The organism is Cupriavidus necator A5-1 (assembly GCF_000744095.1).
GTDB classification, from domain to species: Bacteria; Pseudomonadota; Gammaproteobacteria; order Burkholderiales; family Burkholderiaceae; genus Cupriavidus; species Cupriavidus necator_A.
The window spans coordinates 4,222,541-4,236,266 of sequence record NZ_JQLI01000001.1; the positions used below are offsets into that span (position 1 = coordinate 4,222,541).

Genomic DNA, 13,726 nt, shown 5'->3' on the forward strand with positions numbered 1-13,726 from the left:
GCATGTGGGGCCGTGTCAGGGCTGCGCGGCCCCGGCATGGCCCGCATCGGCAAGGATTTCCTCGACGAAGGCCACGAACGCGCGCGCCTTCGATGTGGCCAACCGGCCGGACGGAAACACTGCCCACAGGTCGACCGGCGGCAGCGTCCAGTCGGTCAGTACCGCGCGCACGCGACCGCCGGCCAGCTCCGGGGCGAACATCCAGGCGGAGGCCACGGCCAGGCCCATGTCGCTCAGCACTGCGGCGCGCATGCCCTCGGCGGCGCTGACGCGCAGGCGGCCTGACACCATCACCGCCACTTCCGCCCCGTCGCGCGTGAACGACCAGGATTCGCCGCCGCCACGCACGGTGTAGACGATGGCTTCGTGCCGGCTCAGCTCGGCAGGCGTGGCAGGCTCGCCGGCTTCGGCAAGGTAGGCGGCCGTGGCGACCACCAGCCGCGGGCTGCGGCCGATGCGTCGCGCGGTCATGGTGGAGTCGTCGAGCACCCCCATGCGCAGCGCGACGTCGGTGCCGTCTTCAAGCAGGTCGATATTGCGGTCGTCGAGCGCGATATCGATCTCCAGCTGCGGGTGGCGCGCCATGAAGGTCTTCAGCGCAGGCAATACATGGAGCCGGGCAAAGGTCACCGCCGCCGATACCCGCAGGCGCCCGGACAGGGCTTGCGACGCGGTGCGCACCGCATCCTCGGCCTCGTCCACCTGCTCGATGGCGCGCCGCGCGTACTCGTAATAGCGCTGCCCCGCATCGGTCGGCGTCAGCCCGCGCGTGGAGCGCAGCAGCAGGCGCGTGCCCAGTCGCGCTTCAAGCTGCGCGATGGTCTTCGAGATCGCGGGCTGGCCGAGATTGAGCCGGCGCGCCGCGCCCGAGAACGAGCCGGCCTCGACCACGCTGACATAGGTTTCCATCGCGGCAAGGCGGTCCATCGGCTCGAATCTCCGGGTGCCTGCGCTCAGTCCCGATCCGGTGCGCCGGGCGGGAAGAACCCGCGGTACGGACGCGCGTCCTCCACTGCACGCGCAAACGACGGCCGCGCCAGCAGCCGGCTGCGGTAGGCGCGCAAGTTGGCGCAGTCCGCGGGGATCGGATGTACCCAGTCCGCATAGAACAGCGAGGGCGCCGCCGCGCAATCGGCCAGCGTGAAGTCACTGCCCGCGGCCCATTCGCGGCCGGGCAGCGTTTGCTCCAGCCATGCGTAGGCCGTCTCGAGCTGTTTGTGCGCTTCGGCCACGCCAAAGGCATCGCGATGCGCCTCCGCGCGGATGAAATCGAACACGATGCGCTGCATCGGCGTCATCACGTACTGGTCGAAGAAACGGTCGAGCAGGCGGACATCGAGCGCCGCATCGGGCGATTCAGGCAGCCATCGCACCGTGCCGGGGTAATGGATGTCCAGGTACTCGATGATGATGCTGGATTCGAGCACCGTGCGATCGCCATCGACCAGCACCGGCATGCGCTTGAGCGGCCACAGTTCGGCGTGCTCAACCATGTTCTGCTCATGGTCGGGCGACAGCATGCGGAACTCGAACGGGATCGCGTTCTCGTACAGCGCGATCAGGACTTTCTGGCAGTAGGAAGAGAACGGGTGGGCGAACAGTTGCATGCGTTGTCTCCTGGTCTTGTGGTTGTACGCGGCCAGTCGGTCATCCCGCTGCCGCAAAACGGTCGGTCGCGGCGATCAGCTGGTCGAGAATGCCTGGCTCCGTCCATGCATGGCCGGCGCCTTCGATCAGATGGAAATCGGCCTTGGGCCACGCCTGGTGCAGCGCATAGGCATAGCGCACCGGGCACGGCATATCGTAGCGGCCGTGCACGATCACACCGGGGATCTCGGCCAGCCTTTTTGCATCGCGCAGCAGTTGCCCGTCTTCCAGCCAGCAGCGGTGGGTGAAGTAATGATTCTCCAGCCGCGCAAAGGCCAGCGCGAAATGGCCGTCGGCGTGCTTGGCGCTGTTGTCGGCATCTGGAAGCAGTGTGATCGTCCCCCCTTCCCAGACGCTCCACGCGCGCGCGGCTTCCACTTGCTTGTCCTGATCGTCGCCGGTTAGCAGCTTGCGGTAGGCGGCCATCATGTTGCCGCGCTCGGCCTCGGGCACCGGCGCCTGGAAGCGCTCCCACTTCTCGGGGAACATCTCCGACACGCCGTACTGGTAGTACCAGTCCAGCTCCGCCTGCGACACCGTGTAGATGCCGCGCAGTACCAGCTCGCTGACACGCTCGGGATGCTTCTGCGCATATGCCAGCGCCAGCGTCGAGCCCCATGAGCCCCCGAACACCAGCCAGCGCTCCACGTCCACCAGCGCGCGCAGGCGCTCGATATCGTCCACCAGATGCCAGGTGGTGTTGGCCTCCAGCCCGGCATGCGGCGTCGAGTTTCCGCAGCCGCGCTGGTCGAACAGCAGCACGTCATAGCGCGCCGGATCGAACAGCCGCCGATGGTCCGCCGAAATCCCGCCACCCGGGCCGCCGTGCAGGAACACCGCCGGCTTGGCGCCCGGCGTGCCAACGCGCTCGTAGTAGATGACATGCCCGTCACCGACGTCCAGCGTGCCGTTCTGATAGGGCTCGATTTCGGGATAGAGGGTGCGCAGGGCGGACATGGGTGCGGGTCTCCGGAAGTCGGGATGCAACAGTGTACGCCGGTGGGGATGGCCTTGCGGTGGCCCTCGTCAGACGCGCTCCAGGACGCGATGTGGCGGCGGCGGCAGCCTGACGGCGATTGCATCGCCAGCACGCACCACGCCGCCCGCGATTACAATGCCCATGACGCCGGCCTTGCGAATCAGTGTGCCGTCGTCAGCCCGCCCGAGTACCTGTGCGAGCAAACCCGGCTGGAAGGCTTCGATCTGTGCGCAGGGATTGCGCAGGCCGGTCAGTTCGATAATGGCGCTTTCGCCCAGCGTTAGCTGCGTGCCAACTGGCAGCGCGTACAGGTCGAGGCCTTGCGTGGTGATGTTCTCGCCGAGATCGGCAGGCCCGACGTCGAAGCCGGCACGTGCCAGTTCGGCGTGAAGCTCGGTGCCGATCAGGTGGACCTGGCGCAGGTTGGGTTGCGTCGGGTCGACGCGTACACGCGAGCGGTGCTTGACGGTCTGGCCGGCGTGGGCGTCGCCTTCTACGCCGAGGCCTGCCAGCAACTGGATTTCGTCGCGCAGTTGCTTGGAGAAGTCATGCGTCGCGGCGCTGGCAACGGCGAGGATGGTGGCAGGAAGGATTAGACCGGGCGACATGAATACAAGCCTTGCTCAGTGTTCCGTAACTCTACACAGCAACAAGCGAGGCCGTCCGTCCACAGTCCGAAGCACGGAGCTGGGTGCACAAAAAAACCGGCACCCAAAGGTGCCGGTCCTCTTACTGCCAGCGTTGCGCCCTTCAGCGCCCCGCTCAGTCTTCCAGCTTCGGCAACGAAGCACTCACCTTCGTCGACAGCAGCCCGGACTTGGCATACGTCTGCAGCTTCTCGCGCGTATCGACGATATCCAGCGTACGCATCGTCAGCTGGCCGATCCGGTCCAGCGGCGTGAACATCGACTCGCCCTTCTCCATGGTCAGGCGTTCCGGCTTGTAGGTCAGGTTCGGCGAGGTGGTGTTCAGGATCGAGTAGTCATTGCCGCGGCGCAGTTCGATGGTGACTTCGCCGGTGATGGCGCCGGCCACCCAGCGCTGGGCGGTTTCGCGCAGCATGATGGCTTGCGGGTCGAACCAGCGGCCCTGGTACAGCAGGCGGCCCAGGCGGCGGCCGTTGTCGCGGTACTGCTCGATGGTGTCTTCGTTGTGGATGCCGGTGATCAGGCGCTCGTAGGCGATGAACAGCAGCGCCAGTCCCGGGGCTTCGTAGATGCCGCGGCTCTTGGCTTCGATGATGCGGTTCTCGATCTGGTCGCTCATGCCCAGGCCATGGCGGCCGCCGATGCGGTTGGCTTCCATGAACAGGTCGACGCTGTTGGCGAAGGTCTGGCCGTTCAGCGCGACCGGCTGGCCTTCCTCGAAGCGCACGGTCACTTCTTCGCGCTTCACTTCGATGTCATCGCGCCAGAACTGCACACCCATGATCGGCTGGACGATGCGGATGCCCGAATCCAGGTGCTCCAGGTCCTTGGCCTCGTGGGTGGCGCCCAGCATGTTGGAGTCGGTCGAGTACGCCTTTTCGGCCGACATCTTGTAGTCGAAGCCGTTCTGGCGCATGAACTCGGACATCTCGGCGCGGCCGCCCAGTTCGTCGATGAACTGCTGGTCCAGCCACGGCTTGTAGATCTGCAGGCCGGGGTTGGTCAGGAGGCCATAGCGGTAGAAGCGCTCGATGTCATTGCCCTTGAACGTGCTGCCATCGCCCCAGATATTGACGCCATCTTCCTTCATCGCGGCGACCAGCATGGTGCCGGTGACGGCGCGGCCGATCGGGGTGGTGTTGAAGTAGGTGATGCCGGCGGTGGAGATGTGGAACGCACCGCACTGCATGGCGGCGATGCCTTCGGCCACCAGTTGCGTGCGGCAGTCGACCAGGCGGGCTTCCTCGGCGCCGTAGGCCTTGGCGCGGCGCGGGATGTCGTCGTAGTCGGGCTCGTCCGGCTGGCCCAGGTTGGCGGTGTAGGCGTAGGGGACGGCGCCCTTCTGGCGCATCCAGAGGAGTGCCGCGCTGGTGTCAAGGCCGCCGGAGAAGGCGATTCCGACGCGCTGGCCGGAAGGAATGTGCTGAAGGATGGTAGTCATCGCCAGAAAATCTAAGTGAATTTGTCGGCTCTTGGGCGGGCTTCCACTGCACGCGCCAGGGCGGCGGGAAGCACGGCGACGCGGCCGGCCGAGTCACGTGCCGAGTCAGTGCCAAACGCGAATTGTGACACGGCAGCGCCCACGCGCCAAACGGCGGGGCAGGCCGGGGCGGCGGCGCCACCCGTACTGCAGCGTCCCTGAGCGTTGAAATCCCGCGAACGCGCCTTTCAAAACTCTCGACTGGTTCGCCTGGAAGCCCCTCCCTATACTCCGCCGCATAGTCGTTCGAAAGCGGAGTCATCATGCTGCATCGCGCCCTGGCAGGGGTCCGTGTCCTGGACCTGTCGCGCATCCTGGCCGGTCCCTGGTGTACCCAGAACCTGGCCGACCTGGGCGCCGAGGTGACCAAGGTCGAGCACCCGCAGCGGGGCGACGATACCCGTGGTTGGGGTCCGCCCTACCTGGAGTCGCCCGGCACCGAGGGCGATGCCCGCCTGTCCGGCTACTTCATCTGCTGCAACCGCGGCAAGCGCTCGGTCGCGATCGACTACGGCACGCCCGAGGGTGCGGCGCAGGTACGCGAACTGGCGCGCGAGGCTGACGTGCTGGTGGAGAACTACAAGGTCGGCACGCTGCGCCGCTACGGGCTGGACTACGACACGCTCAAGGCGATCAATCCGCGGCTGATCTACCTGTCGATCACCGGCTTCGGCCAGAGCGGGCCGATGGCCGACAAGCCCGGCTATGACTACGTGTTCCAGGGCATGGGCGGGCTGATGAGCTATACCGGCCAGCCTGACGGCGCGCCGGGCGCCGGGCCGCTGCGCACCGGCGTGGCGGTGGTGGACCTGAGCACCGGCATGTATGCGACCTCGGCCGTGCTGGCCGCGCTGTACCAGCGCCAGGCCACCGGCATGGGCACGCAACTCGATATCGCGCTGCTGGACGTGGCGGTGGCGATGAACGCCAACCAGGCCGCCAACTACCTGGTGTCCGGCCAGAACCCGCAGCGCAGCGGCAACGCGCATCCGAACTGCGCGCCGTATGAAGTGTTCCGCTGCGCCGACGGCCACCTGATTCTGGCGATCGGCAATGACGGCCAGTTCGCCCGCTTCTGCATCGTGGCTGGCCTGGCTGAACTGGCGCAGGACCCGCGCTATGCCACCAACTCGGCGCGCATCGAACACCTGCCGGCGCTGCGCGCGCTGCTGACGGAAGTCTTCGCCACGCGCACCCGTGCTGCATGGACCGAGGCCTTCGATGCCAACGGCGTGCCCTGGGGGCCGATCCACACCATGGATGAGGTCTTCGCCCATCCGCAGGTGCAGCACCGCGGCCTGATGCAGGTGGCCGAGCACCCCGTAATGGGCCGCGTGCCGATGGTGCGCAACCCGATGCTGGCGGGGCACGACGGCCCGCTGCCACCGCCGCCGCTGCTCGGCGAGCACAGTCCGGCGAGCTGACCAACACCACAAGACCGATAACCCTGACACGGAGACCACCTAATGAAGCCAACTCTTATCGCCATTGCCCTGCTCGGCATAGCAGGTACCGCGCAGGCCGCCGTCTACCCAGACCGGCCGATCAAGCTGATCGTGCCCTACGCCGCCGGCGGCACCACCGACATCATTGCCCGCATCGTCGGCACGCGCCTGGGGCCGGTGCTGGGGCAGCCGGTGGTGGTCGAGAACCGACCCGGCGCCGGCGGCGCGGTCGGCAGCGCCTATGCGGCCAAGCAGCCGGCTGACGGCTACACGCTGGTGATGGAGGTGGAGAGCTCGCACGCGGTCAATCCCAACGTCTACCTGATGACCGCTTACGACCCGGTCAAGGACTTCGCACCGATCAGCAACCTGGCCGACGTGCCCAACGTGCTGGTGGTCAACCCGTCGTTCCCGGCCACGGACCTGCCGGCGTTCATCAAGCTGCTGAAGGCTAATCCGGGCAAGTACTCGTTTGGCTCGTCCGGCAACGGTGGGCTGAGCCATATGAATGGCGAGCTGTTCATGAACGCCACCGGCACGCGACTGCTGCACGTGCCGTACAAGGGCCTGGGCCCGGCGCTCAATGATGCGGTCGCGGGCCAGATCCAGGTGGTGTTCGACAATATCCCGTCGTCGTCGGGCCTGATCCAGGGCGGTCGGCTGAAGCCGCTGGCGGTGGCGGCAAAGCAGCGCCTGAAGGTGCTGCCCAATGTGCCGACCTACGCCGAAGCCGGGCTGCCGGCGATGAACAACCCCTCGTGGTTCGGCCTTGGCGCTCCCGCCGGCACGCCCGCGCCGATCCTCGACAAGCTCAACGAAGCCGTGCGCAAGGTGCTCGCCGAGCCGGAAGTGGTCGCCGCCATCGAGACACAGGGCGCGATCCCGGCGCCGACCTCGCGCCAGGCCTTCTCCGAGCTGGTGCGCGGCCAGAACGCGCACTGGAAGAAGGTGGTCGAGGACATCCACTTCACCAAGCTGCAGTAAGCAAGGACCGACATGAGCGAACAACAGCACGAACAACACGCCGGCGTCGAGATCGACGCGCGCGGCATTGCCACCGTCACCATCCGCGACGCGGGTTCCCTCAACATCTTGAGCACGCCGGTGATCGCCTCGCTGACGCGCGCCGTCGAAGCACTGGCCGCCAATGACGCCGTGCGCGTACTGGTGCTGCGCGGCGCGGGCGAGAAGGGATTTGTGGGCGGCGCCGATATCAAGGAGATGGCGGCGCTGGACCGCGAGAGCGCCGAAGCGTTTATCAGCGGCCTGCGCCTCTTGTGCGACGCGGTGCGCCACTTGCCGGTGCCGGTGATCGCGCGCATGCCGGGCTGGTGCCTCGGCGGCGGGCTGGAGCTGGCGCTGGCGTGCGATATCCGCATCGCCGCCGACAATGCGCAGCTCGGCATGCCGGAAGTGAAGGTCGGCATCCCCTCGGTGATCCACGCCGCGCTGATGCCGCGCCTGATCGGCAATGCGCGCACGGCGTGGATGCTGCTGACCGGCGAGATCACTGACGCCGCCGAGGCGCTGCAGTGGGGCCTGGTCAGCCGGGTGGTGCCGCTGGCGGAACTGGACCTGGAAGTCGAGCGCGTGGCCGCGCTGCTGGCCGGCTTCGGCCCCGTGGCATTGCGTCAGCAGAAGCGCCTGCTGCGCGAGTGGGAAGATGCGCCGCTGGATGTGTCGATCAACAACAGTGTGGCCGAGTTCGGCAGCGCCTTCGACACCGGCGAGCCGCAGCAGCACATGGCGACCTTCCTGAATCGCAAGCGCTGAGGCGTTGCTACGGCGCCGTGCTGGCCACGGCGCCGCCTTCGCGCGTGGCGACCACGCGTGGATCGTTCAGCAGGAACTGCGCGAACGCCTCGGCAAATGCCGGCAGCTTGCCGTCGGCGCGCACGATCAGGTTCAGTTCGCGCAGCGCCCACGGCTCGGCCAGCCGCACGCCGACCACGCGTGCCTCGCGCAGCGCCTGGGCCGCCACGCTGCGCGGCACCAGCGCCACCCCGACCCCGGCTTCCGCCAGCGACAGCACCGCATCGAAGCTGTGCGCATGCAGCCGCACGTTGGGGCTCTTGCCCGCGCGCTGCGCCATGTCGCGCAGGAACAGGAAGTTGCTGCTGGTGCGGCTCATGCAGACAAAGTCGAACGCCAGCGCCGCGCCGAAGCGCACCTCCGGCTCGCGTGCGAGCGGGTGGTCCGCGGCCACCGCCAGGATCAGCTCGTCGCGCGCATAGCGCACGGAACGCACGCCGCTGGTCTCGAAATCGCCGGCAAGGATGCCGACGTCCGCTTCGTGCGCCGCGACCGCCGTCAGGATCGCCTGGCTGGCGCGTTCCTCCAGATCGATGTTCACGTCGGGATTGGCCAGCAGGAAACGGCTCACGCTCGGGATGATGAAGCCGTTGAGCGAACTGCTGTTGGCCAGCAACCGGATATTGCCCTTCAACCCCGCCGAGAAGCGTCCGACTTCGCCATGCATGCGCTCGACGCCAAGCAGCAGTTCGCGCACGTGGACCAGCAGCGTCTCGCCAGCCGGTGTCAACTCCATGCCGCGCGCATTGCGCACGAACAGTGACGTGCCCATCGCATGCTCCAGGTTCTTCAGGCGATAGCTCGCCGCTGAGGCAGTGATATGCGTGGCCAATGCGCCGCCGGAGAGACTTTGTGCGTCGGCAATGGCCTGGAACAGGCGCAGGTCGGTCAGTTCGTAACGCAAGGCAACTCCGTTTGTCCCGGCAAGGTCGAAGGATTGGCGATGTGGCGGCCATTCTAGTGCAGCGCCGCATGGTGCCCGCCTCGGGCACCAGAAATGCTGACGCCAATTGATGTGGACGCCTTCCATTTTGTTTGCTAAGGTGTTGTGGACGGCGTACACAAATGCGTGCGCCAGTTGCCAGCGCGCCGGTTCTCACGCGCCATGCCGATATCCAGGGCGCCTTTCGCGGCGGCCTACCTACAGGAGTTGTCATGCAAGTCCAGCCCTATCTGTTTTTCGAAGGCCGTTGCGATGAAGCCGTCGAGTTCTACAAGCAGACCCTCGGCGCCAAGGTCAACATGCGGATGACGTTCAAGGAAAACCCGGATGCCGACAAGGCCAGCCCGGGCTGCCAGCCCGCGGCCGGCACGGAAGACAAGGTCATGCACATGGAGTTCCAGATCGGCGACAGCGTGATCATGGCCTCCGATGGCCGCTGCTCGAACCAGCCAAACTTCCAGGGCTTCGGCCTGTCGATCAACTACCCTGACAAGGCCGCGGTCGAGAAGGCCTTCAATGGCCTGAAGGAAGGCGGCCAGGTGGTGATGCCGCTGGACAAGACCTTCTTTGCCGATCAGTTCGGCATGGTCACCGACCGTTTCGGCATCATGTGGCTGCTGCTGACCGCGCCGAAGTAGGCGGCGAGTGGTGAGGTTTCGTGCGGGTTTCCCGGCAGGGACGCGCCCCGGGCTTACAATGCGCCGCCTGCCGGAGAAACCCACGAGACCACGCCATGGACGACCGCATCACCGAACTCGAAATCAAGCTCGCCTTCCAGGAAGACCTGCTTGAAACCCTGAACGCCACCGTGGCCCGCCAGCAGCAGCAGATGGACCTGCTGCAGGAGCAGTTCCGCGCGCTGTACCAGCAGGTGCGCAGCGCCGCCACCACGGCCGCCGAGGCCGATCCCCAGCAGGAAATTCCGCCGCACTACTGATCTCCGCGGCCCGCTCCGGCACGGACCCATTGGCCATGTGACGGAACGCCATCCCGCGCGCGCGGTCTGACTGGCTGACTCCATCCCTCGACGCGCCTGCCAGGCGCGCACCATTCGCCACATGCGCCTGCGCCCTTCCCTGTTCCTCGCCGCGGCCACCATCGCCACCGCCACCTCCGCACTGGCCGGCTACAACGTCTGGACCGGCGAATACACGCTGAGCCGCCAGGAACTGCAGACCGCCCTCGAAAAGCGCTTTCCGGCCACGCTGCGCTATGCCGAAGTGGTCAGCGTGCAGCTGAGCCATCCGCGCCTGGTGCTCGATGAGGCCAACAACCGCGTGACCACCCAGGTCGACGCGCGCCTGACCAACGCCCTGCTGCCTTCGCCGCCGGTGGACGGCAAGCTCTCGCTGAACAGCGGCGTGCGCTACGACCCGGCCAAACGCGCGGTGCTGCTCGACAACCCGACCGTGCAGCAGGTGGAAGTGGCCGGCATGGCCCAGTATCGCGAGCAGCTCAATGCGATCGGTGCGGTGGTTGCGCAGCAGTTGCTGAAGGACTATCCGGTGTACACCTTCAAGCCCGAGGAGTTGCGCTTCGGCGGCCAGGAGGTGGAGCCGGGCGCGATCACGGTGGGCAAGGACGAGGTGCGGGTGGAGGTGAAGCAGCGGTAGGCTACACCGGCGTGCGGCCAGCGTCCGTCCTCGCATGCTCACCCCGGCCTCACCCCCGCCCACCGCGGAACCCCAGCGCCAGTCCAGCCAGCACCGCGAACATTCCCGCAATCGCCAGCGGCGCCATCCGGTTGCCGAGCAGCAGGTAGTCCAGCAACGCCGTGCCCGCGGGCACCAGGTAGAACAGGCTGGTCACATTGACCAGGTTGCCCGCGCGGATCAGCCGATAGAACAGCAGCGTCGCGCCGATCGAGATCCCAAGCGTCAGCCACAGCAGCGGCAGCGCAAACGCCAGCGCTGGTTCGAACGCAAAAGGCTGGAACGGCAGGCACAGCAGGCATGCCGCAAGGCTCGCGCCGTACTGCAGCGGCAGCACTTCGGCAGGCGCGCGCGTGATGCGCTTCTGCAGGATCGCGCCCACCGTCATGCTGGCGAGCGAGGCCAGCGCGCACAGCACGCCCCCCAGCGACAGCCGCGCCAGCAACAAGCTTTCGGCCACCACCAGCGCCAGCCCTGCAAGCGCCAGCGCCAGTCCGGCCAGGCGTAGCGCGGAGAAGCGCCGCTCGGTCAGCAGCAGCGTCAGCATCGGCTGCGCGCCGAGCACGGTGGCCAGCACGCCAGGCGTCATGCCGTGGTCGAGGGCGAGGAAGTAGAACACGGAATAGCCGCCGATCAGCAGCAGCCCGGTCAGCGCCGCGTGCAGCCGTTCTCCGCGTGGCGGCAGCATCTGGTGCCGCGCCAGGCCGATGGCGCCAAGCACGGCAAGCACCAGCGCAAAGCGCAGCGTCAGCAGGGCGAACGGCGTGGCGTGGTCGAGCGCCAGCCGGGCGGCAATCGCGCCGCTGCTCCACAGCAGCACGAACAGCGGCGTGGCCCAGTCGGAGGCCTGGTTACGTGTGTCGGTCGCGGCGCCCAATTGCGCCGCGCAGTCTTTTTCGATCGTCATGGAGGTCATCTGTCGTCAGCATGGCAGGCTCCGGCGCAGGCGTGCGCACGGGCGAACGACAGGCGCGCACAGGCGTGCGGCTGCCGTGCGCGCAGGCACACGGATGCGGAATTACCGGAGACGAGGGAGGCTGCGGTGCGTGCCCGTCAGCCGCGCGGCGGCGGGGGCGGGTGCGCGCCGCCGGAGAACGGCGGCGGCGGTGCGACAGAAGCGAACGCAGGCTGGCGACGCGCGCACGGCAACGCGTCGCACGGGGGCGCGGCGTTGACGGGGCGTTGGCGGTCTGCGGTCATGGCGGGATTAGAGAAAAAACTTCGAACAGAAGGTCTGCCGATGCTATGCCTGTGCGGGGGCCGCGTCAATGGCACCTAAACGCACCTAAACGGCGTGTTTCGACGTGGATGAGCGTTGCGGCCAGTACTCAGCCCGCCGCGCCCTGCTCCAGTTGCTTCACCAGCGCCTGCAGCGCCGGCGCGCAACCCGCCTCGACCTTCAGCGCGAGCATCGCATCCGCGCGCGTGGTGCCGAGATTGAGCGCCGCCACCGGCTTGCCCATCTGGCCGGCCCACACGCAGAAGCGGTAGCCGGAATAGACCATCAGCGACGAGCCCACCACCAGCATCGCGTCCGCGGCTTCCAGCGCCGCCCGCGCGGCATCGACGCGTGCTCGCGGCACGGACTCGCCAAAGAAGACCACGTCGGGCTTGAGCACGCCACCGCAGCGCCCGCACTCGGGCACGCAGAACTGCGCGAACAGCGGCGATTCGAAATGCACGTCGCCATCGGCGGCAGGCTCGGCGATCACGTCGCGCAGCGCGGCGTTTTGCGCAAGCAGCCAGTCCTGCAGCCCGGCGCGGTCATGGCGCGCGCCGCAGTCCAGGCAGATGGCGCTGGCCAGGCTGCCGTGCAGCTCGATCACGCCCTGGCTGCCGGCGCGCTGGTGCAGGCCGTCGACATTCTGCGTGACCAGTGCGGTCAGCCGCCCTTGCTCGCCGAGCCGCGACAACGCATGGTGCGCATCATTGGGCCGCGCCTGCCACGCCACCGGCCAGCCCAGCATGCTGCGCGCCCAGTAACGCTGGCGTCCGGCGTGCGAGCCGAGGAAGGCCTGCAGCGTAATCGGCGGCGAGCGCTGCCACTGGCCGCGCGCATCGCGGTAGCCGGGGATGCCGGAGTCGGTGCTGATGCCGGCGCCGGTCAGCACGAAGAGGCGCGGATGGCGCTGCACGAAGTCGAGCAGCGCGGACTCGGCGGCTTCAGCGGTCTGGGGGAAATGCAGCGGAGCGTTCAACTGGCCGGGTCCTCGGCATGGCGCGCGGCCTGGCGCGCCTCCCAGGCGCGCAGTTCCTCGCGGTAGCGGTCCAGCTCCTGGTAGTAGTAATCGAAGATGCAGGGATCGCAGCCGGAGCCGCAGCAATCGTCATCGCCCGGGCGCTCTGGCGGCACCGGGCGGGGGTCGTCGGGGGGCACTTGGGACACGTACAGCTCGCGAATACAGGCCAATGGCGGAATCAGCCGCCAGTATATTCCCGCCGGCCACACCCCGCCCGCGCCCCTCACCGCGCCGCTCAGTGGCCGAGCAACACCTCGCCCACCGGGATCACCAGCGCCGTGCCGGCCAGGCAGGCGATGTCGTCATCGGCAAGCCAGCGCGACACCAGCCGCGCCAGCCTGGCGCCGATGCGGTCGAGTTCGATGGGGTCGGCCAGGTAGACGGCGTCGATCACGCTCTGGTCGAACTGCAGCGCGGCACTCATGCGGCAACGTCCGGGCGAGCCCGCCGGCTCGGCCTGCCAGCTGACCTGCACCTGGCTGCCGCCGCCGGGGCTGTATTCGGCCGACATCGGAAAGAGCCGGCAGGTATGCTCGCGGGTCCACTCGACAAGGGCAGTCATGGCGATTCCCCTCTGGCAGGCCAGCATGCCCGCCGGTGCGCCGCCTCAGCGGCTCAGTACGTGGTAGAACCAGTCGTGCGCCCGCGCCGGCACGCCCAGCGCGCTGGCATCGATGCGCCGGCCCTGCACTTGCAGTGCGCCGCCGTGCAGGGCATCCACCGCTGCCTGGGCATCCGGGAACCTCCCCATCACGCCATTGCCCAGCATCAGCATCCAGTCCTTCTCGCGTGGGATCAGCGTGAGCTGGCCCGCGGCGGTCTGGCAAAAGAAGTAACCGTACACACACCCCCCAGTAGCCTTGCCTGCGTCCATCTTAGTC

At 67.6% G+C, this 13,726-nt stretch carries 17 protein-coding genes; 6 read left to right on the plus strand and 11 right to left on the minus strand.

The features are described 5' to 3' along the window. Positions 1-15 precede the first annotated feature (15 nt). From K307_RS18800 to argG, 5 genes are all read right to left on the minus strand, one after another. Positions 16-927, minus strand: coding sequence for a LysR family transcriptional regulator (locus K307_RS18800; RefSeq protein WP_042880346.1), 912 nt, complete (start codon positions 925-927; stop codon positions 16-18). A 26-nt stretch (positions 928-953) separates the two neighbouring features. Then, complete coding sequence (locus K307_RS18805; protein ID WP_042880348.1) at positions 954-1,607, minus strand: glutathione S-transferase family protein; 654 nt, start codon at positions 1,605-1,607, stop codon at positions 954-956. Between the two features lie 40 nt (positions 1,608-1,647). Further along, positions 1,648-2,604: a prolyl aminopeptidase gene (pip, locus tag K307_RS18810; protein WP_042880351.1), complete on the minus strand. Its 957-nt coding sequence runs from the start codon at positions 2,602-2,604 to the stop codon at positions 1,648-1,650. A 69-nt stretch (positions 2,605-2,673) separates the two neighbouring features. After that, on the minus strand, positions 2,674-3,234 hold the full coding sequence (locus K307_RS18815) for an MOSC domain-containing protein (protein WP_042880353.1): 561 nt from the start codon (positions 3,232-3,234) through the stop codon (positions 2,674-2,676). 154 nt (positions 3,235-3,388) lie between these two features. Next, positions 3,389-4,714: an argininosuccinate synthase gene (gene argG, locus K307_RS18820; protein ID WP_042880355.1), complete on the minus strand. Its 1,326-nt coding sequence runs from the start codon at positions 4,712-4,714 to the stop codon at positions 3,389-3,391. 302 nt (positions 4,715-5,016) lie between these two features. Here argG and K307_RS18825 point away from each other — a divergent pair, with 302 nt between their 5' ends. Genes K307_RS18825 through K307_RS18835 form a run of 3 tightly spaced genes read left to right on the plus strand, consistent with a single transcriptional unit; the run spans position 5,017 to position 7,971 of the window. Next, positions 5,017-6,177, plus strand: a complete 1,161-nt coding sequence (locus tag K307_RS18825; RefSeq protein WP_042880357.1) for a CaiB/BaiF CoA transferase family protein — start codon at positions 5,017-5,019, stop codon at positions 6,175-6,177. Between the two features lie 42 nt (positions 6,178-6,219). After that, entirely contained in the window at positions 6,220-7,182 is a 963-nt protein-coding gene (locus tag K307_RS18830; RefSeq protein WP_042880359.1) for a Bug family tripartite tricarboxylate transporter substrate binding protein, read from the plus strand. 12 nt (positions 7,183-7,194) lie between these two features. Next, a complete protein-coding gene (locus K307_RS18835; RefSeq protein WP_042880361.1) occupies positions 7,195-7,971 on the plus strand; it encodes an enoyl-CoA hydratase in 777 nt (258 codons plus the stop codon). A 7-nt stretch (positions 7,972-7,978) separates the two neighbouring features. On the opposite strand, the gene K307_RS18840 is transcribed toward K307_RS18835, so the two are convergent. Next, positions 7,979-8,914, minus strand: a complete 936-nt coding sequence (locus K307_RS18840) for a LysR family transcriptional regulator (protein WP_042880362.1) — start codon at positions 8,912-8,914, stop codon at positions 7,979-7,981. A gap of 251 nt (positions 8,915-9,165) precedes the next feature. On the opposite strand from K307_RS18840, the gene K307_RS18845 reads away from it, so the two are divergent. From K307_RS18845 to K307_RS18855, 3 genes are all read left to right on the plus strand, one after another. Next, positions 9,166-9,591 (plus strand): VOC family protein, encoded by a 426-nt coding sequence (locus K307_RS18845; RefSeq protein ID WP_042880363.1) that lies wholly within the window; start codon positions 9,166-9,168, stop codon positions 9,589-9,591. 95 nt (positions 9,592-9,686) lie between these two features. Next, positions 9,687-9,890 carry a SlyX family protein gene (locus K307_RS18850; RefSeq protein ID WP_022539824.1) on the plus strand — a complete coding sequence of 68 codons (204 nt, stop codon included), beginning with the start codon at positions 9,687-9,689 and terminating at the stop codon, positions 9,888-9,890. A 121-nt stretch (positions 9,891-10,011) separates the two neighbouring features. Beyond that, complete coding sequence (locus K307_RS18855; RefSeq protein WP_042880366.1) at positions 10,012-10,566, plus strand: DUF1439 domain-containing protein; 555 nt, start codon at positions 10,012-10,014, stop codon at positions 10,564-10,566. A 49-nt stretch (positions 10,567-10,615) separates the two neighbouring features. Here K307_RS18855 and K307_RS18860 read toward each other — a convergent pair whose 3' ends face one another. The 5 genes from K307_RS18860 to K307_RS18880 form a co-directional block, all read right to left on the minus strand. Next, on the minus strand, positions 10,616-11,512 hold the full coding sequence (locus K307_RS18860; RefSeq protein ID WP_042882300.1) for a DMT family transporter: 897 nt from the start codon (positions 11,510-11,512) through the stop codon (positions 10,616-10,618). A gap of 421 nt (positions 11,513-11,933) precedes the next feature. Then, positions 11,934-12,803 (minus strand): NAD-dependent protein deacetylase, encoded by an 870-nt coding sequence (locus K307_RS18865; protein ID WP_230625751.1) that lies wholly within the window; start codon positions 12,801-12,803, stop codon positions 11,934-11,936. Next, on the minus strand, positions 12,800-12,991 hold the full coding sequence (locus tag K307_RS18870) for an oxidoreductase-like domain-containing protein (protein WP_230625753.1): 192 nt from the start codon (positions 12,989-12,991) through the stop codon (positions 12,800-12,802). The genes K307_RS18865 and K307_RS18870 overlap by 4 nt, the downstream gene beginning before the upstream one ends. Positions 12,992-13,080: 89 nt before the next feature. Next, complete coding sequence (locus tag K307_RS18875; RefSeq protein WP_042880368.1) at positions 13,081-13,407, minus strand: hypothetical protein; 327 nt, start codon at positions 13,405-13,407, stop codon at positions 13,081-13,083. Between the two features lie 45 nt (positions 13,408-13,452). After that, positions 13,453-13,719: a hypothetical protein gene (locus tag K307_RS18880; RefSeq protein WP_230625754.1), complete on the minus strand. Its 267-nt coding sequence runs from the start codon at positions 13,717-13,719 to the stop codon at positions 13,453-13,455. Between the last annotated feature and the right edge of the window lie 7 nt (positions 13,720-13,726).